The 19633-nt window shown below is 59.9% G+C and carries 15 protein-coding genes; 9 read left to right on the forward strand and 6 right to left on the reverse strand.

All coding sequences use genetic code 11. The annotated features are described in order from the left end of the window. Positions 1–62: 62 nt before the first annotated feature. A complete protein-coding gene (locus tag DK870_RS12400) occupies positions 63–506 on the reverse strand; it encodes a universal stress protein (protein WP_060753141.1) in 444 nt (147 codons plus the stop codon). Between the two features lie 105 nt (positions 507–611). On the opposite strand from DK870_RS12400, the gene DK870_RS12405 reads away from it, so the two are divergent. The 7 genes from DK870_RS12405 to DK870_RS12435 all read left to right on the forward strand — a co-directional run bounded on the left by DK870_RS12405 (position 612) and on the right by DK870_RS12435 (position 9024). Next, positions 612–1049 carry a hypothetical protein gene (locus DK870_RS12405; protein ID WP_161548744.1) on the forward strand — a complete coding sequence of 146 codons (438 nt, stop codon included), beginning with the start codon at positions 612–614 and terminating at the stop codon, positions 1047–1049. Between the two features lie 484 nt (positions 1050–1533). Next, positions 1534–3681 (forward strand): fatty acid oxidation complex subunit alpha FadB, encoded by a 2148-nt coding sequence (gene fadB / locus DK870_RS12410; RefSeq protein ID WP_060753143.1) that lies wholly within the window; start codon positions 1534–1536, stop codon positions 3679–3681. A gap of 29 nt (positions 3682–3710) precedes the next feature. Continuing rightward, the gene (fadA, locus tag DK870_RS12415; protein ID WP_016975260.1) at positions 3711–4886 is read left to right on the forward strand and encodes an acetyl-CoA C-acyltransferase FadA; all 1176 of its coding nucleotides are present in this window, start codon (positions 3711–3713) and stop codon (positions 4884–4886) included. Positions 4887–4984: 98 nt separating this feature from the next. Beyond that, entirely contained in the window at positions 4985–5221 is a 237-nt protein-coding gene (locus DK870_RS12420; RefSeq protein ID WP_021490990.1) for a DUF1653 domain-containing protein, read from the forward strand. A 114-nt stretch (positions 5222–5335) separates the two neighbouring features. Next, positions 5336–7957 (forward strand): type I DNA topoisomerase, encoded by a 2622-nt coding sequence (gene topA, locus DK870_RS12425; protein ID WP_060753144.1) that lies wholly within the window; start codon positions 5336–5338, stop codon positions 7955–7957. Positions 7958–8138: 181 nt separating this feature from the next. Further along, the gene (locus DK870_RS12430; RefSeq protein WP_060753145.1) at positions 8139–8660 is read left to right on the forward strand and encodes a DUF6586 family protein; all 522 of its coding nucleotides are present in this window, start codon (positions 8139–8141) and stop codon (positions 8658–8660) included. Positions 8661–8790: 130 nt separating this feature from the next. Then, positions 8791–9024: a hypothetical protein gene (locus DK870_RS12435; RefSeq protein ID WP_017254451.1), complete on the forward strand. Its 234-nt coding sequence runs from the start codon at positions 8791–8793 to the stop codon at positions 9022–9024. A 226-nt stretch (positions 9025–9250) separates the two neighbouring features. Here DK870_RS12435 and sulA read toward each other — a convergent pair whose 3' ends face one another. Next, entirely contained in the window at positions 9251–9724 is a 474-nt protein-coding gene (sulA, locus tag DK870_RS12440) for an SOS-induced cell division inhibitor SulA (protein ID WP_090366160.1), read from the reverse strand. A 10-nt stretch (positions 9725–9734) separates the two neighbouring features. Further along, positions 9735–10343: a transcriptional repressor LexA gene (gene lexA / locus DK870_RS12445; protein ID WP_060753147.1), complete on the reverse strand. Its 609-nt coding sequence runs from the start codon at positions 10341–10343 to the stop codon at positions 9735–9737. Between the two features lie 262 nt (positions 10344–10605). On the opposite strand from lexA, the gene DK870_RS12450 reads away from it, so the two are divergent. Together DK870_RS12450 and nagZ are read left to right on the forward strand one after the other, a co-directional pair. Next, complete coding sequence (locus DK870_RS12450; RefSeq protein ID WP_053255043.1) at positions 10606–11313, forward strand: TetR/AcrR family transcriptional regulator; 708 nt, start codon at positions 10606–10608, stop codon at positions 11311–11313. A gap of 153 nt (positions 11314–11466) precedes the next feature. After that, positions 11467–12477, forward strand: coding sequence for a beta-N-acetylhexosaminidase (gene nagZ / locus DK870_RS12455; protein WP_060753148.1), 1011 nt, complete (start codon positions 11467–11469; stop codon positions 12475–12477). A gap of 111 nt (positions 12478–12588) precedes the next feature. Here the strand turns inward: nagZ and DK870_RS12460 are convergent, their stop codons facing one another. The 3 genes from DK870_RS12460 to mfd are packed head-to-tail and all read right to left on the reverse strand — an operon-like array spanning position 12589 to position 19319. Further along, a complete protein-coding gene (locus DK870_RS12460) occupies positions 12589–15279 on the reverse strand; it encodes a DEAD/DEAH box helicase (protein WP_161548745.1) in 2691 nt (896 codons plus the stop codon). Positions 15280–15288: 9 nt separating this feature from the next. Next, positions 15289–15858 (reverse strand): CsiV family protein, encoded by a 570-nt coding sequence (locus DK870_RS12465; RefSeq protein ID WP_161548746.1) that lies wholly within the window; start codon positions 15856–15858, stop codon positions 15289–15291. Between the two features lie 11 nt (positions 15859–15869). After that, a complete protein-coding gene (gene mfd / locus DK870_RS12470) occupies positions 15870–19319 on the reverse strand; it encodes a transcription-repair coupling factor (RefSeq protein WP_060753151.1) in 3450 nt (1149 codons plus the stop codon). Positions 19320–19633 lie beyond the last annotated feature (314 nt).

Genomic DNA, 19633 nt, shown 5'->3' on the forward strand with positions numbered 1-19633 from the left:
ATCTGGTGACTGACACTCCGCCATCGGGGGCAAGCCCCCTCCCACATTTGACCCTCATTGATTTAAGAAGGGTTTTTCACCAGTTTGACGGCCAGCACATCACACGGCGCGCCGTGCAGCACGTCATTGGCGGTAGAGCCCAGCAACAACGCCAGGCCATGGCGGCCATGGCTGCCGACCACGATCAGGTCGCAGTGCTGTTCCTTGGCCAGGTGGTGAATCTCCTGCCGCGGCTGGCCGTAAGTGAGGTGGGAGTTTTCCTTGGTCACTTCGGGATATTTGAGGATGAGCCGGTCGAGGCGTTCTTTGGCCTGGTCGAATTGTTGTTGCTGCAACTGGGAGAGATCCATGGGCACGTCGCCGCCGAAGGCCATGGCCATGGGCTCGACGATGTGTACCAGCGACAGCTTCGCGCCGCTTGCGACCGCAAAGGCACGGGCGCGCTTGATCACTGGATCGCACTCTTCGGTCAGGTCGACGGCGACCAGAATATGTTCGTATGACATGGGGCGTTCCTCCAGGGGACTGCAATATATTCAGTATGGCTGCTTTCAAGCGGATCGAGTTGCGTCAGATCAAATCCGCTCAACTGGAAATTCGGGAGTACACATATGACGGTCTGGATAGTGGTGTCAATCCTTGTGGTGGTTCTGAGCCCTCTGGCATGGCTGCGTCCGTCGCGCCATCAGAGTGGGCGCATGGCCCTGCGCATGGAGGCACGCCGCATTGGCCTGACCATGCAATTGGCGCCCCAGGAGTGGCCGCACTGGCTCAAGCTGGAGCCGCCGAGCCCCTGTGCACAGTACTGTCGGCCGCGCCGTGGCAGCGCGCCGGCCATCTGGAGTTACTGGCAGCTTGAGCCCGGAATGTGGGTCAACCAATGGCGTGAACCCTGCGTCGATGAAAAGTTGTTGCCGCATTTTGCGACGCTGCCGGCCAATGTCTACAAAGTCGAGGCCGACAGGCAAATGATCGCCCTGTATTGGGGGGAGAAGGGCGAAGCTGGTGTCCTGAAGGACATTGATGCGTTGCTCAAGGCGTTGGCCTGAAAAATAGGCAATAAAAAGCCCGACATGTTCATCGGGCTGGAGTTGGCCAGGCAGGCCGGTAATTTTGTGTATCTCTCGCGACGGATGTTCTCTCCAGCGCATTAAGGTTGTCGCTAGCCTAGCGGCATATCCCGTTCTGTACAGCCTTTTCCCAGAACTTTTCTCTTATTGATTTCGTGAATGTTTGAATATTGATGCGAGGCGCACCTAGGCTAAAGGTTCTGAAATGACTGGAAAGTCGCGTTTTTACTAGCCTTTCGGAGCGATTGACAATTGCTCGGAATTGAATGAAGGTGACGTACCCAAATCAAACGGGCGTATGAATTGAGCGTTTGTCTGTCAGACCGCTCATACAGAACCCCGACTATCGCATTGGCGGGTGTGCCTGGCGGATTGGAGTGAGCATTGACGCAACTATCAATGCCCAACCAGAGGCCAGCGTTCAATGTGTACTGTTCAGCTTCCATATCGTGGAGATCAGTTGATGATTTACGAAGGTAAAGCCATCACGGTTAAGGCTCTTGAAAGTGGCATCGTCGAACTGAAATTCGACCTCAAGGGTGAGTCCGTCAACAAGTTCAACCGTCTAACCCTGAACGAACTGCGTCAGGCCGTAGACGCCATCAAAGCAGATGCTTCGGTCAAGGGCGTGATCGTTTCCAGCGGCAAGGACGTGTTCATCGTCGGCGCTGACATCACCGAATTCGTCGACAACTTCAAGCTGCCCGATGCCGAGCTGGTGGCTGGCAACCTCGAAGCCAACAAGATTTTCAGCGATTTCGAAGACCTCAACGTGCCTACCGTTGCCGCGATCAATGGCATCGCGTTGGGCGGCGGCCTGGAAATGTGCCTGGCCGCAGACTTCCGCGTCATGTCGGCCACCGCCAAGATCGGCCTGCCTGAAGTCAAACTGGGCATCTATCCGGGCTTTGGCGGCACCGTGCGTCTGCCGCGCCTGATCGGTGCCGACAACGCCATCGAGTGGATCGCCGCCGGTAAGGAAAACAAGGCTGAAGACGCGCTGAAAGTCGGTGCCGTCGACGCCGTGGTTGCGCCGGGCAAGCTGGCCGAAGCCGCGCTGAACCTGATCAAGGGCGCCATCAGTGGCGAATTTGACTACAAGGCCAAGCGTCAGCCGAAGCTGGAAAAACTCAAGCTCAACGCCATCGAACAGATGATGTCGTTCGAAACCGCCAAAGGCTTCGTGGCTGGCCAGGCCGGCCCGAACTATCCTGCGCCGGTTGAAGCGATCAAGACGATCCAGAAAGCCGCGAATTTCGGTCGCGACAAAGCCCTGGAAGTGGAAGCGGCGGGCTTCGTCAAACTGGCGAAAACCTCGGCGGCCCAGAGCCTGATCGGCTTGTTCCTGAACGACCAGGAACTGAAGAAAAAGGCCAAGGCCTACGACGAGATCGCCAAGGACGTGAAACAGGCCGCCGTACTCGGCGCCGGTATCATGGGTGGCGGTATCGCCTATCAGTCGGCGTCCAAAGGCACGCCGATCCTGATGAAGGACATCAACGAGCACGGTATCGAGCAAGGCCTGGCGGAAGCCGCCAAGCTGCTGGTAGGCCGTGTGGACAAAGGCCGTATGACCGCCGCGAAGATGGCTGAAGTGCTTAACGGCATTCGTCCTACGCTGTCCTACGGTGATTTCGGCCACGTCGACCTGGTAGTCGAAGCCGTTGTCGAGAACCCGAAGGTCAAGCAAGCCGTGCTGGCTGAAGTGGAAGCCCAGGTCAAGGACGACACGATCCTGGCCTCGAACACTTCGACCATTTCCATCTCGCTGCTGGCCAAGGCCCTCAAGCGTCCGGAAAACTTTGTCGGCATGCACTTCTTCAACCCGGTGCACATGATGCCGCTGGTGGAAGTGATCCGTGGCGAGAAGTCCAGCGAGCTGGCCATTGCCACCACCGTTGCCTACGCCAAGAAAATGGGCAAGAACCCGATCGTGGTCAACGACTGCCCGGGCTTCCTGGTCAACCGCGTGCTGTTCCCGTACTTCGGTGGTTTCGCCAAGTTGGTCAGCGCCGGCGTGGACTTCGTGCGCATCGACAAGGTCATGGAAAAATTCGGCTGGCCGATGGGCCCGGCGTACCTGATGGACGTGGTCGGCATCGACACCGGCCACCACGGTCGCGATGTGATGGCTGAGGGCTTCCCGGACCGCATGAAGGACGACCGCCGCTCGGCGATCGACGCGCTGTACGAGGCCAAGCGCCTGGGTCAGAAGAACGGCAAGGGCTTCTATGCCTACGAGGCCGACAAGAAGGGCAAGCAGAAGAAAGTGGCCGACCCGTCGGTGCACGAAGTGCTGGCTCCGGTCATCTACGAACAGCGTGAGGTGTCGGACGAGGACATCATCAACTGGATGATGATCGCCCTGTGCCTGGAAACCGTGCGTTGCCTGGAAGATGGCATCGTTGAAACCGCCGCCGAAGCCGATATGGGCCTGGTGTACGGTATTGGTTTCCCTCCATTCCGTGGTGGTGCGCTGCGTTACATCGACTCGATCGGTGTGGCCGAGTTCGTTGCCCTGGCTGATCAATACGCTGATCTGGGCCCGCTGTACCACCCGACCGCGAAGCTGCGTGAAATGGCCAAGAACGGCCAGCGCTTCTTCGGTTAAGTGCCCAGACGACTAGAGCGAGAATATTTATGAGCTTGAATCCAAGAGACGTCGTGATCGTCGACTTCGGTCGTACTCCGATGGGCCGCTCCAAGGGCGGCATGCACCGCAACACCCGCGCCGAGGACATGTCGGCGCACCTGATCAGCAAGCTGCTGGAACGCAACGTCAAGGTCGACCCGAACGAAGTCGAGGACGTGATCTGGGGCTGCGTCAACCAGACCCTGGAGCAGGGCTGGAACATCGCACGCATGGCGTCGCTGATGACCCAGATCCCGCACACGGCTGCCGGCCAGACCGTCAGCCGCCTGTGCGGTTCGTCGATGAGCGCGCTGCACACTGCCGCCCAGGCGATCATGACCGGCAACGGTGATGTGTTCGTGGTCGGTGGCGTGGAGCACATGGGCCACGTCAGCATGATGCACGGTGTCGATCCTAACCCGCACATGTCGCTGTACGCGGCAAAAGCCTCGGGCATGATGGGCCTGACTGCGGAAATGCTCGGAAAAATGCACGGCATCACCCGTGAAGCCCAGGACGCGTTCGGCCTGCGTTCCCACCAGTTGGCCCACAAGGCGACCGTGGAAGGCAAGTTCAAGGATGAAATCATCCCGATGAACGGCTACGACGAGAACGGTTTCCTGAAACTGTTCGACTACGACGAAACCATTCGTCCGGATACCACCCTGGAAAGCCTGGCGGCCCTGAAGCCGGCCTTCAATCCAAAGGGCGGCACCGTGACCGCAGGTACTTCTTCGCAGATTACCGACGGTGCTTCGTGCATGATCGTGATGTCGGCGCAACGTGCCCAGGACCTGGGTATCCAGCCGCTGGCGGTGATCCGTTCGATGGCGGTGGCAGGTGTGGACCCGGCAATCATGGGCTATGGTCCAGTACCGGCCACACAAAAAGCCTTGAAGCGCGCGGGCCTGACCATCAACGACATCGACTTCTTCGAGCTCAATGAAGCTTTCGCCGCACAGGCCCTGCCGGTGCTGAAAGATTTGAAAGTGCTCGACAAGATGAATGAGAAGGTTAACCTGCACGGCGGTGCAATTGCCCTGGGCCACCCATTCGGTTGCTCCGGTGCACGTATCTCCGGCACTCTGCTTAACGTGATGAAGCAAAATGGCGGTAACCTTGGGGTTGCAACCATGTGCATTGGTCTCGGCCAAGGCATTTCCACCGTCTTCGAACGCGTCTAAGCGTTGAGTTGACGCAAGCCGGGGCCCAGTGCCCCGGTTTTTGTTTTTTGGCGGTTTTGTATTTTTTTTTTAACAAATTTTTGTAAGAGGGCCAGAGCATGAAAGTCGAACCGGGGCTCTACCAGCATTATAAAGGTCCGCAGTACCGCGTTTTTAATGTGGCGCGGCACTCCGAGACCGAAGAGGAAGTGGTGTTCTACCAAGCACTGTATGGCGATTACGGCTTTTGGGTGCGCCCGTTGAGCATGTTCCTGGAGACCGTTGAGGTTGACGGCGAGCAGGTCCCGCGCTTTGCTTTGGTCCAGGCCGAACCCAGTCTTTTTTCAGGGCAATAACGGCAGGCCGCGCAGAATGCTGCGCTTGACCTCACCTTGTTGCCACTATATATAGCGTTGCCGCGACAGGCGCCAACTGCCTTTCACTTCTCGAATTCAGGAATTTTCCGATCCATGGGCAAATCGCTGGTCATTGTGGAATCCCCGGCTAAGGCCAAGACCATCAACAAGTACTTGGGCAACGAGTACGTGGTGAAGTCGAGTATCGGCCATATCCGAGACCTGCCCACCAGCGGTTCGGCTAGCGCCAGCAAGGAGCCTGCCGCCAAGCGCGGCAAGGCGGCTGCGGGCGAAGGTCCGGTGCTCACTCCTAAAGAGAAAGCGCGCAAGCAACTGGTCTCGCGCATGGGTGTGGACCCGGATCATGGCTGGAAGGCCAAGTACGAAATCCTTCCGGGCAAGGAAAAGGTCATCGAAGAGCTGCGCCGGCTCGCCAAGGATGCCGACACCATCTATCTCGCAACGGACTTGGACCGCGAAGGGGAAGCCATTGCCTGGCACCTGCGGGAAGCCATCGGCGGTGACGACAGCCGCTACAAGCGTGTGGTGTTCAACGAAATCACCAAGAAAGCCATTCAGGAAGCCTTCTCCCAGCCGGGCGAGCTGGACATCGACCGGGTCAATGCGCAGCAGGCGCGGCGTTTCCTTGACCGCGTGGTGGGTTACATGGTCTCGCCACTGCTGTGGGCGAAGATCGCCCGTGGCCTGTCCGCTGGTCGTGTGCAATCGGTCGCGGTGAAACTGGTCGTGGAGCGTGAGCGCGAGATCCGTGCGTTCAACCCCGAAGAGTACTGGGAAGTCCACGCCGACCTGGGCACCGCCAAAGGCGCCAGCGTACGCTTTGAAGTGGCCCGCGAGAAAGGCGAGGCGTTCAAGCCGCTGAACGAAGCCCAGGCCATGGCCGCGCTGGAAAAGCTCAAGGCTTCCAGCTACAGCATCGTCAAGCGTGAAGACAAACCGACCAGCAGCAAGCCGTCGGCTCCGTTCATCACCTCCACCCTGCAGCAGGCCGCGAGCAACCGCCTGGGCTTCGGTGTGAAGAAAACCATGATGATGGCCCAGCGTCTGTATGAGGCCGGCTACATCACGTATATGCGTACCGACTCCACCAACCTGTCGGTGGACGCGGTGGCAATGGCGCGTACCTATATTGAAAGCGAGTTCGGCAACAAGTACCTGCCGGAGAAGCCGAACGTCTACAGCAGCAAGGAAGGCGCCCAGGAGGCTCACGAAGCGATTCGTCCGTCCGACGCCAATACCACGCCCGCCAAGCTGAGCGGCATGGAGCGCGATGCTGAGCGCCTCTATGAGCTGATCTGGCGCCAGTTCCTGGCCTGCCAGATGCTGCCGGCGCAATACCTGTCCACCACGGTCACCGTGGCGGCTTCCGACTTCGAGCTGCGTGCCAAGGGCCGTATCCTCAAGTTCGACGGCTACACCCGTGTCATGCCGCAGATTGCCAAGCCTGGCGACGACGATGTGCTGCCGGACATGGCCCAGGGCGACAGCCTGAAGTTGATCAAGCTCGACCCGTCCCAGCACTTCACCAAGCCGCCGGCGCGTTATTCGGAAGCCAGCCTGGTAAAAGAGATGGAAAAACGGGGTATCGGTCGTCCTTCGACCTACGCCGCGATCATCTCCACCATCCAGGACCGCGGCTATGTGGCGCTGCATAACCGTCGCTTCTATTCGGAAAAAATGGGTGACATCGTCACCGAACGGTTGTCCGAGAGCTTCTCCAACCTGATGGACTACGGCTTCACTGCCGGCATGGAGGAGAACCTCGATGACGTGGCCCAGGGCGAGCGCGACTGGAAAAACGTCCTCGACGAGTTCTACGGCGACTTCAAGAAAAAACTCGAAGTGGCCGAAAGCCCTGAGAGCGGCATGCGTGCCAACCAGCCGGTGATGACCGACATCCCGTGCCAGACCTGCGGGCGGCCGATGCAGATTCGTACGGCTTCTACCGGTGTATTCCTCGGTTGCTCGGGCTACAGCCTGCCGCCAAAAGAACGCTGCAAGGCGACGGTCAACCTGGTGCCGGGCGATGAAATTGCCGCCGATGATGAGGGCGAATCCGAGTCGCTGGTCCTGCGTGGCAAGCACCGCTGCCCGATCTGCAGCACGGCGATGGACGCTTACCTGCTGGATGAGAAGCACAAGCTGCACATCTGCGGTAACAACCCCGATTGCAATGGCTACGAGATTGAAGAAGGCACCTACCGCATCAAGGGCTACGAAGGCCCGAGCCTGGAATGCGATAAGTGCGGCAGTGAGATGCAGCTCAAGACTGGCCGTTTCGGCAAGTTCTTCGGTTGCACCAACCCGACCTGCAAGAACACCCGCAAGCTGCTGAAGAGCGGCGATGCGGCGCCGCCGAAGATGGACCCGGTGAAGATGCCTGAGCTCAAGTGCGAGAAGGTCAACGACACCTACATCCTGCGTGACGGGGCTTCGGGCCTGTTCCTGGCGGCCAGCCAGTTCCCGAAAAACCGCGAGACCCGTGCGCCGCTGGTGCTGGAGATCGTGCCACACAAGGATGAAATCGATCCGAAGTACCACTTCCTGTGTGAAGCGCCGAAAAAAGATCCGGACGGTCGCCCGGCCGTGATCCGCTACAGCCGCAAGACCAAGGAGCAGTACGTGCAGACCGAGGTGGACGGCAAGCCTACCGGCTGGAAAGCGTTCTACGACGGCGGCAAGTGGAAGGTGGAGGACAAGCGTCAGGGCGCTTGATCCACTGATCCGTGAAAGACAAAGGCCGCCTGCATGGGCGGCCTTTTTTGTGTTGAGCTCGCGAAAATCGTTAACGATAACGCGGGAAGCCAGGTACATAATGGCTTCCTCAGGTTTTTGCGAGCAAGCCCGCTCCAAACGTAGCCGACATCACGTTCTATTCGTTGTGGAGACTGCCTTTATGGCCAACGAACTCTATACCCGTACCAACCAGAAAATTTACTTCGCGGGTTTGTCCCTGGATGCCCTTGGCCGCGCCGAGGAAGGGAAAGAGATGAACGCCATCGCGCTGGTCCAGGCGGGGCGTGAGGCCGCACTGTTTCATCTGTACGGCGCCTTGCTGGGGCTGTGCCATGAAATTGCCGGGTTCTATCGCTTGCCCCAGGCCGGCTCACCTCGTGCAGAGATGATCATGAGCCCGCAAGTACTGGAAGCCATGGCCATCCCAGAGCTGGCGGAATTGGTAGAAATGGCTCAAAACCCTGACAGTTGGGTCGCCCGCCTGCTCAAGGCTCATGCTGATATGTTCCAGCCGCCACGGGTTCGCCACGTGCCCAAGGGCGATGTGACCCAGCCGCTGATTGTGGCGGTTGCCCTGGAAGATGATGAACCCAAGCCATTGAGCCGCGAAGAGCTGGAAAGCTGGCGCCAGGAGCTGAAAAAGATGGCCTTGCGGTTTCGGGAAGGGTTGAACGAGTGCTGAGGCACCCCTATTGTTCGGGTGCACAGCACAAAGCACCGTTCATCAAGCTGTAAAGAAACCTCTTCAGAACCTCTGCGGGGCTGGGTGGATGACTGATATAATCCTGGCCTTTCGTGGAGAACACATTTTTATGCCAACGTCCTTTCTGGAAATTGTCGAGTTGCCTGACGGTCGAATCGAGCTGCGCCGCGCTGAGGACGAGGGTTCTCTGGTTATTCTGGATTTTTCCGAGGACGCAAAAGCGTTCCTGCAAGGCCAGCACGTGGAAGTGGCTAAAGCCATGTTGAGCGTGGGCGTACAGATGGCTGGTCGTCTGGCGGAAGGCGAGCCAGAGAAGGAAGATGGGCCACGCGTGCTTCACTGATTCCTTCCTGTGGGCGCGGTTTTTGTAGTGAGCGGGCTTGCCCCGCGCTGGGCTGCGAAGCAGCCCCAAAACCAGGTGTCGCTTAGTTACTGATGTAGTGCGTTGGTCGATTTAAGATCGCTTGGTTTCTGATGTATCGCGTTGTTCAATTTGGGGCCGCTTCGCAGCCCAGCGCGGGGCAAGCCCGCTCACTACAGCCCCCTGCATTGAATGCAGCATCCCGCTTTTACCCTAATCGAATATTCAAGCTTTGCGCGTCACCTTCACGTGCGGCATTGATCAACTGTTGCTTTGCGCTAGCGTTCAGCGGGTTCAACCAGCTGACGACTGTATGGCTACGGCCCAGTCGCAAGGCTTCACAGGTCAATTGCTGGGCACTTTGCGTACCGCGCGGTTGCAACAGCAGGATGCGTTCGCGGTTGAGGCCGGCGTCCCGCAGCCAGGCCTGGGTCAGGCTGGCGGGCGGGGCGATCAGCGTCAGCCAGCGCGCGTCTTTCTCCTCGCTTAATTCGCGAAGGATCGGCGCCAGCAGGTTCAGGCAGCTCTCGGCAGCACCGCGCAACGACAGCTCGCTGAACGCCTCAGGTTCGGCGCTCCAAGGCGCTTCGACCGCTTCCTTGAGGATTGGCACAAGAGGTTGGGCCATGAAGGCCTCGAACAGCGACAGTTGAGTGTGCTGTGGGGTGTGCACGAGCTGCATGGTGCCTCCTTTAGCGGCGAATGACGCCGACGCTCAGGCCTTCGATCACCAGGTCCTGATCTTTCAGGTTGACTTCGATCGGGGCGAACTCAGGGTTTTCGGCTATAAGCCAGACCTTGCTGCCTTCGCGCTTGAAGCGTTTGACGGTCACTTCATCGCCAATACGGGCGACGACGATCTGGCCATTACGGGCTTCGCGGGTGGTGTGGACGGCCAGCAGGTCTCCGTCGAAAATACCCACATCCTTCATGCTCATGCCTTGAACCCGTAACAGGTAGTCGGCGCGCGGATGGAAGAAGGTCGGGTTGATGTTGCAGGACTCCTCGACGTGCTGTTGCGCCAGGATCGGCGCGCCAGCAGCGACGCGGCCGATAATGGGCAGCGTCGACTCATCGGCCTTGGCTTCGAAGCCAGGGATGCGGATACCGCGTGAAGCGCCTGGGGTCATCTCGATCGCGCCTTTGCGAGCGAGGGCCTTGAGATGTTCTTCGGCGGCGTTGGGAGACTTGAATCCCAGTTCCAGCGCAATTTCCGCTCGGGTCGGCGGGTAGCCGTTGTCATCGAGGCAGCGCTTGATAAAAGCCAGAATCTCAGCTTGGCGTGGCGTCAGTTTTAGCATGTTGATCGCTCTGTCTTTTTATACAGTGACTGGGATTATATACAGTGGACTGCGCTTGGCAATCATCCTTTTCGAGCGCTCCGCTGGACGGTCATTTGTCGGTGCGCCTGCAGGGCAGCGACAGCGCTGCCTATAGAGCCGCCAGGATGTGATTAAATAGCGCTGAAACAGGTGACTGCCCGGCCGGAAAATGGACCGCAGGCTTGACAAGACATACTCTGAAACGTATGTTTCAAACAAGTGTTTGTCAGGCGGAGTAGCCATGGCCCAGTCGGAAACCGTTGAACGCATTCTCGATGCTGCCGAGCAGTTGTTCGCGGAAAAAGGATTTGCTGAAACCTCATTGCGTCTGATCACCAGCAAGGCTGGGGTCAACCTCGCGGCAGTGAATTACCATTTCGGCTCGAAAAAAGCCCTGATCCAGGCGGTATTCTCGCGCTTCCTGGGGCCGTTCTGCGCCAGCCTCGACCGTGAACTGGAGCGTCGCCAGACCAAGCCGGAAAACAAGCCAAGCCTGGAAGACCTGCTGGAAATCCTGGTTGAACAGGCGCTGGTGGTGCAACCGCGCAGCGGCAACGACCTGTCGATCTTCATGCGCCTGTTAGGCCTGGCGTTCAGCCAGAGTCAGGGCCACCTGCGGCGTTATCTTGAAGATATGTACGGCAAGGTATTTCGCCGTTACATGTTGTTGGTCAATGAAGCCGCCCCACGTATTCCGCCGATCGAATTGTTCTGGCGTGTGCACTTCATGCTCGGTGCCGCCGCGTTCAGCATGTCCGGGATCAAGGCATTGCGCGCCATTGCCGAGACCGATTTCGGCGTCAACACGTCCATTGAGCAGGTGATGCGCCTGATGGTGCCATTTCTCGCCGCCGGCATGCGTGCCGAAACCGGTGTGACCGATCAAGCCATGGCCGCCGCCCAATTGCGTCCACGCAGCAAATCGACACCGGCCGTCGCCAAAGCATGACCGTGCCGGGTGTGCGTGGCTGCTGGCATCCGCTAAGCTAGCCACCATGCCGATTTCAGCTATTGACTCGCAACCCGTTGCTTTCACTCAGCGCCCAGGATGAAGGGGGCTGCGTGAGGGCAACGGGTTGTGTGCGTTATTTAAGGAAGGTTTATGACTGCTGCCCTGCAAGGTTCTTTGATGGTCGACGTTGCCGGTACCTGGCTGACGGCCGAGGATCGTCACCTGTTGCGTCAGCCGGAAGTGGGGGGGCTGATCATTTTTGCACGCAATATCGAGCATCCGCGCCAGGTCCGCGAGCTGAGCGCGGCCATCCGTGCGGTGCGCCCGGACTTGCTGCTGGCGGTTGACCAGGAGGGCGGGCGCGTGCAGCGCCTGCGCCAAGGCTTCGTGCGTTTGCCGGCGATGCGCGCCCTGGCGGATAACCCCAACGCCGAATACCTGGCCGAGCAGTGTGGCTGGATCATGGCAACCGAGGTGCTGGCTGTGGGCCTTGACCTGAGCTTTGCCCCGGTACTGGATCTGGATTACCAGCGCAGCGCCGTGGTCGGCACGCGCTCCTTCGAGGCTGACCCCGAACGCGCCGCTGTGCTCGCCGGGGCTTTTATCCGGGGCATGAACAGCGCCGGCATGGCCGCTACCGGTAAACACTTCCCGGGGCACGGTTGGGCTGAGGCTGATTCCCACGTTGCTATTCCGAATGACGAACGCAGCCTGGAACAGATTCGTAACAATGATCTGGTGCCTTTCGCACGCCTGAGCAAGCAGTTGGCGGCAGTGATGCCTGCGCACGTGATTTATCCGCAAGTGGATTCCCAGCCCGCCGGTTTCTCGCGCCGCTGGTTGCAGGACATCCTGCGCGGCGAATTGCAGTTCGACGGGGTCATCTTCAGCGATGACCTGTCCATGGCCGGGGCGCACGTGGTGGGCGACGCTGCGAGCCGTATTGAAGCGGCGCTGACAGCGGGTTGCGACATGGGGTTGGTGTGTAACGATCGTGCCGCCGCCGAGCTTGCACTCAGCGCGGCACAGCGTATGAAGGTCAAGCCATCGGCCCGCATTGCACGCATGCGTGGCCAGGCGATTGCATCGACGGACTACAAGCAGGACCCGCGTTGGTTGGTGGCGCTCACTGCGTTGCGCGAGGCTCAGTTGATCGACTGAACACTGCGTCGCGGCCATCGGGAGCAAGCCCCCTCCCACACTTGACCGCGTTTCATCTGAAGAAACGCGATCAGTGTGGGAGGGGGCTTGCTCCCGATGACGGTCTGACCGTCAGCGCTTTTCCTGTTTGTTGGGCAACGGTGCAAACAACGCCTCGATATCCTCGTTGCCCAATTGCCAATCCCCGGTCGTGCGACCATCCAGCACGCCTGCCGCCAAGTCGGACTTCTCCTTCTGCAGGTGCTGGATTTTCTCCTCCACCGTGCCTCGGGCAATCATCTTGTACACGAACACCGGCTTCTCTTGCCCGATGCGATAGGCGCGATCGGTGGCCTGGTTTTCCGTGGCCGGGTTCCACCATGGGTCGTAATGGATCACAGTGTCGGCTTCGGTCAGGTTCAAGCCTACGCCACCGGCCTTCAGGCTGATCAGAAAAATCTGCAGTTTGCCGCTCTGGAAATCCTTCACCGGTGTACGCCGATCCCGGGTCTGGCCGGTCAACAAGGCATAGGCGATGCCACGGTTTTTCAGCTCGGTCTCGATCAAGCTGAGCATCGAGGTGAACTGGGAAAACAGCAGGATTCGCCGCCCCTCTTCAAACAGCTCCTCGAGCATCTCCATCAGGCTGTCGAGCTTGCCGGAGCTGCTGCCCCGTACGGGAAAGGTCGCGTCGTTGACCAGGCGCAGGTCGCAGCACACCTGGCGCAGCTTGAGCAGTGCTTCAAGAATGATGATCTGGCTGCGGGCCACCCCCTTGCGGGTGATCTCGTCGCGCACCTTCTTGTCCATGGCCAGGCGCATGGTCTCGTACACATCGCGCTGGGCCTCATTGAGATCGACCCAGTGGATGATCTCGGTCTTGGGTGGCAACTCGGTTGCCACCTGCTCCTTGGTGCGGCGCAGCAGGAACGGTTTGATCCGACCATTGAGATGCTGCAATCGCACATCACTGGCGCGCTTTTCGATGGGCACGCGGTAGTCGCGGTTGAAGCTTTTGACATCGCCCAGCCAGCCCGGCAGCAGGAAGTGGAACAACGACCACAGCTCGCCCAGGTGGTTTTCCAGTGGCGTACCACTCAGGCACAGGCGCTGCCGTGCATTCAGTTCGCGCGCCGCCTGGGCCGCCTTGCTGTTGGGGTTCTTGATGTATTGAGCTTCGTCGAGGATCAGCACATGCAAGGGCAGGGCGGCGAGCCGTTCTATGTCCTTGGGCAGCAACGCATAGGTGGTCAGCAGCAGGTCATACTCCTGCAGGTTCGGGAAATGTTTCTTGCGTCCCGCACCGTACAGCGCCAATACCCTGAGTTGCGGTGTGAAGTGCGCCGCCTCATCCAACCAGTTGGGAATCAGGCTGGTGGGCATCACCACCATGCACGGCCGGTCCAGGCGTCCGGCGGTTTTTTCACTGAGAATATGCGCCAGGGTTTGCAAGGTTTTACCCAGGCCCATGTCATCTGCAAGAATCCCACCGACGTCCAATTGGCGCAGCGACTGCATCCAACTCAAGCCTTCCAGCTGATACGGGCGCAAGGTAGCGTTCAGCCCCTCGGGCGCTATGCAGGTGAAATCCTTGATGTCGCGCAGGCGTTGGGCAAAGTTGCGGATTTTCTCGCCACCTTCCCATTGCAGTGGCAGGTCTTCCAGTGGGTTCAGGCGAATCGCGTCGGCCTTGGCCAGGCGCAGTGTGGTGGTGCCGGGATCTTGCAGATAAAACTCGCCAAGGGTGGCCAGTACCGGTTTCAACCGGCCATAGGGCAGCGCTACTTGCAGCGGCCCATGACCATTGGGCAGCCCCGGGATATTCACCAGGATCAGCTCGTCATCGCGGCGCCGTGCGAGTTTTTCCGGGTTGAGAATTTCGGTGTGGGAGCGCATCAGGTTCAACAGGATCGGCAGCAGGCTCAGGCGCTCACCGTTGACGATAATCCCCAACTCCAGGTCGAACCAGTCGCGCTCCGGCCCTTCATCGACCGTGGCGTACCAATCATCGACGGCGCTCAGGTCGAAGCCGAAATCTTCATCGATCTGCAGCTCCCAGCCGTCGCTGCGCAAGGTGGGCGATGCATTGAGGGTGAAGTTCAGCCAGGCGCTGTCATTGACCATTTCGAACAGTTCGCCGGCGCTTTCCGGCAGGGCTTTGCTCTGCCGCGTGGCGATCTTGAAGCCCAGCAGGCGCAGTTGTTCGCGATAGCGCTGTTCCAGCTCGGGATGTCGCTTGATACGCAGGCTCTGGGATTCCTGGCGCACGATGATGTCTGCGTTTTTCTGCCCGCTGACATAGTTGCCCAAATAATTGAACGACAACGCCGCACGGTGCTGGATATAGCGCTGCATCTTGCCGTTGCGCGGCTCGAACGCACTGAATTCGGCACTGGCCAGCCATAAGCGCGGCACGGGCGGCACATCTTCCATCACCACTTGCGGCAACACCACGCGGTTATCCAGTACGGCCTGGAGCTTTTCCAGCAGCTCGGCGTCCTGGGCGGCGGCCGGGTAAGCCAGGGTTTCCTGAACCTTGAGCAATACCGCCGCGATGTGTTTGCAGTTGGTGTGCACCGGGCAGGTACAGCGGCTGTCCACCAGAATCAGTGTGCCCTTGGCCGATTCGCGCAGTGAGATGGTCTGCCGGTAAACGTTGCTGCCGGAGCCTTCACAACTGGCGATGATGGTGCTGTCGCCGGACTCGACGATGCGCACGCGATTTTCCAGTGCATAACGCCGCCCGCGCTCCAAGCTCTGCTCTTTAAAGCGGTTGGCCCACGAAGGGGCCAGTGGTTTGGTCAATGACGACGTCAGGGGCATGGCGCTGGATCAGTCCTGAATGTCGGGCGGTGGTGCGCTGGGTGGCTTGGCGGTCAGCGAAGTGATCTTGATCAGCAGCGCCAGATGGCCGCCATCCAGGTAGTTGAGCTGGTTGTTCTTGGTGCGCACGTCTTTCTGGGCCAGGTGCTCGCTGGCGATCACGCTGCCATTGCTGTCGAACTGGTTGGTCCAGAAGTCGGCGTCGATATCGGTGAAACGGCCCAATTGCAGGTTCAGCACGCCTTCGATAGGGAACTGGCCGAATTGCTCCTGGCCGTCGGTGATCGCGACTTTCACCGGTTGATCGCCAAGGTTCTGCTCCCAGGCTTTGTGCGCCAGCACGGTGTAGCTGTTGTCCGCATTGAGTTTGTCGACGATGTTGTTCAGGCGCGGCGGGCTGATTTTATCACTGCCCAAGTGAACGGCACCGGCATCCCAGTTTTCCGGTGCGGCGCGGCTGTTGATCACCGGCTCCGCGTTCTGGCGTACCAGGATCAGTTCCACCTGATACGGGCTGTCGGCAAAGGCCGCCGGTGCGAGTACCACCAACAGCAGGCTTAGGGTGCGGAGCAGGCGCATGGGGGCGTCCTTCAAGCGGATTTCGGGATGAGGCGCTCAAACAGCGCCTCCAGGGTATTAAAGCGTTCTTCGGCGCGTTCCATCGGGACCATGAATTTGAACAGCGTAGCCCCTTCGAACTTGTAACGGTTGGGCTGCCCCTGGATCAGCTTGATCAGCACCAAGGGGTCAACCGGCGTTTGCGCTGCAAATTCGATGCGCCCACCTTGAGGCCCGGCGTCGACCTTCTTGATCCCCAACTGCTCGGCCTGCAATTTGAGCAAGGTCAGGCGCACCAGGTTCTTGGTCGGTTCAGGCAACAGGCCGAAGCGGTCGATCATTTCCACCTGCAGGTCCTTGAGACCTTCTTCATCGGTGGCCGAGGCAATGCGCTTGTACAGGATCAATCGTGCATGCACATCCGGCAGATAATCCTCGGGGATCAGCGCCGGCAAGCGCAGGTTGATTTCCGGACCGCCACCCAAGGGTTGGTCGAGGTTCGGTTGCTCGCCCTTGCGAATGGCCTTCACGGCGCGTTCCAGCATTTCCATATACAGGGTGAAGCCCACCGCCTGGATCTGTCCGCTTTGGCCGTCGCCCAGCAATTCGCCGGCACCGCGGATTTCCAGGTCGTTGGTGGCCAGTACAAAACCGGCCCCCAGGTCCTGGGTGTTGGCGATCGCTTCCAGGCGCTTTTCGGCATCCCCGGTAATCTGCTGGCGTGGAGGCGTCAGCAGGTAGGCGTAGGCTTGGTGGTGGCTGCGCCCGACGCGGCCACGCAACTGGTGCAATTGGGCCAGGCCGAACTTGTCGGCGCGCTCGATGATGATGGTGTTGGCGCTCGGCACGTCGATGCCGGTCTCGATAATGGTCGAGGCGATAAGTACGTTGAAGCGCTTGTGATAGAAGTCGCTCATCACCTGTTCGAGTTCACGTTCGCGCATCTGGCCGTGGCCGATGGCAATACGGGCTTCCGGCACCAGTTCGGCGAGGTCGGCGGCGCATTTCTCGATGGTTTTCACATCGTTGTGCAGGTAATAAACCTGCCCGCCGCGCAGCAATTCGCGCAGCAGCGCTTCCTTGACCGTGCTTTTGTTCTGCTCCATGACGAAGGTGCGCACCGACAAGCGGCGCGCCGGCGGCGTGGCGATGATCGACAGGTCGCGCATGCCCGACACCGCCATGTTCAGCGTGCGCGGAATCGGCGTGGCGGTAAGGGTCAGGATGTCGACTTCGCTGCGCAGGGCCTTGAGCTGTTCCTTCTGGCGCACCCCAAAGCGGTGTTCTTCGTCGATGATCACCAGGCCCAGGTTCTTGATCTTCACATCGTCCGACAGCAGCTTGTGGGTGCCGATCACGATGTCGATCTTGCCTTCGGCGAGATCGGCGACGGCGGCACTCACTTCCTTGGCCGACTTGAAGCGGCTCATCACTTCCACGGTCACCGGCCAGTCGGCAAAGCGGTCGCGAAAGCTGTTGTAGTGCTGCTGGGCGAGCAGGGTGGTCGGCACCAGAATCGCCACTTGCTTGCCCGCGTGTACGGCAATGAACGCTGCGCGCATGGCCACTTCGGTCTTGCCGAAGCCCACGTCGCCGCACACCAGGCGGTCCATCGGTTTGGGCGCGAGCATGTCGGCGCGCACGGCTTCAATGGTGGTTTGCTGGTCCGGGGTTTCTTCGAAGGCGAAGCCGGCGCTGAAGGTGGCGTAGTCGGCTTTCGGGTCGGCGAACGCATAACCTTCGCGGGCGGCGCGGCGGGCGTAGATGTCGAGCAACTCGGCGGCCACATCGCGCACCTGTTCGGCGGCTTTGCGCTTGGCTTTCTGCCAGGTCTCGGAACCCAGGCGATGCAGCGGCGCCAGGGCGTCGTCGCTGCCGGTGTAGCGGGCGATCAGGTGCAGGTTGGCCACGGGCACGTAGAGCTTGGCGCCCTCGGCGTATTCCATGGTGAGGAATTCGGCGGCCTGGTTATCAATCTCCAGGGTCTGCAGGCCCAGATAGCGACCTACGCCATGGTCGATATGCACCACCGGTGCGCCTTCGCGCAGCTCGGTGAGGTTCTTGATGACGGCATCGTTGTTGGCGTCGGCACGTTTTTCTCGGCGGCGGCGCTGCATCACGCGTTGGCCGAACAGCGGGCTTTCGGCGATCAGCGCCAGGGCCGGGTCATTCAACAACAGGCCCTCGTCCAACGGCGCGATGGTGATCGCCAGGCGATCTTTGCCCGCAACGAAGTCCGGCCAGTTGTCGACGGTTTTCGGGCGCAGCTTCAAGCGTTCCAGCAGCTCCAGCAGCACTTCGCGGCGACCGGCGGATTCGGCGGTAAACAACACGCGGCCGGGGAAATCGCCGAGGAAATTCGACAGCGCTTCCAACGGCTGATTGGCCTTGGCTTCAATCGCCAGGTCCGGCAGCGTTTGCGCGGGGAAGCGCTCGCGGCCGCTGCCGGCTTCCACGTCTTGCTGGCTGGCAACCACGCGCGGCCAGCTTTTCAGGCGCGCGAAGCAGTCTTCCACCGGCAGGAACAATTCGGCGGGCGGCAATAAAGGACGCGACGGATCGACGCGACGCTCTTCATAGCGGTTACGCACATCGTTCCAGAAATTTTCCGCCGCTTGTTCGATACCCGGTAGCGAGAACACCTGGGTGTCCTGGGGCAGGTAATCGAACAGGGTGGAGGTTTCGTCGAAGAACAGTGGCAGGTAGTACTCGATCCCGGCCGGCGTAATCCCACTGCTCAAGTCCTGAAAGATCGGGCAGCGGCGGAAGTCCACGTCGAAGCGCTCGCGAAAGCGCGCCTTGAAGCGGGTCACTGCATCCTTTTGCAGGGGGAATTCCCGCGCCGGCAGCAGCTTGACCGAATCGACCTTGTCGATGGAGCGTTGGTTTTCCGGGTCGAAGGTGCGCAGGGTCTCGATTTCGTCATCGAACAGGTCGATGCGATACGGCAGTTTGCTGCCCATGGGGAACAGGTCGATCAGTGCCCCGCGCACGGCGAACTCGCCGTGTTCGTACACCGTGTCGACGCAGCGGTAGCCGCTGGCTTCCAGGCGCGTGCGCATCTGGTCCACGTCGAGTTTCTGGCCGACATCCAGCACCAGGCTGCTACCGAGCAGGAACTTGGTCGGCGCCAGGCGGTGCAGCGCCGTGGTGATCGGCACCACCAGTACACCGTGGGCCAGCTCCGGCAAGCGATACAGGCTGGCGATGCGCTGGGAAATGATGTCCTGGTGCGGCGAGAACAGGTCGTAGGGCAGGGTTTCCCAGTCGGGGAAATGCAGCACCGGCAAATCGGGGGCGAAGAAGCTCAGCTCCTGCTCCAGCCGTTCGGCACTTTGGCTGTCGGCGGTGAGCAGCAGGGTAAAGCGCTTGGCTGCGCTGGCAGCCTCGGCAATGGCCAGGCTCAGGGCGGCACCGGGCAGGTTGCCCCAGTGCTGTTTACCTGCCGCGGCAGGGAGAAGCGGTAGACGCAGAACGGGCACGGAAGGTTGAGCTCCAAGCGTTGCGACAAAGTCGGTAATTGTAACGGCCCAAGGTGCCGCCTGTCAGTTGCTGACTGTGCCTAATGCGGTTTGTAGGAAATGTAGTGGCTAAGACAAACAAAGCTGCGTTTTGACTCAATATGTAGTGCCAAACGGTGCATGGTTTTCGGAGGGTTACGGACAAGTCGCCTGGGTCGCCTATCCGGCGGCCTTCTGGAAGCCGCGTATTTACTGGGCTGCAGCGGGGTGTCTGTTTTTGGCAAGCACTTTTTGTTGGCTTTGGCGCATTGCTCCGAGGGCGGTCGGGCGTCATA

The organism is Pseudomonas sp. Q1, assembly GCF_009935975.1.
Taxonomy (GTDB): Bacteria; Pseudomonadota; Gammaproteobacteria; order Pseudomonadales; family Pseudomonadaceae; genus Aquipseudomonas; species Aquipseudomonas palleroniana.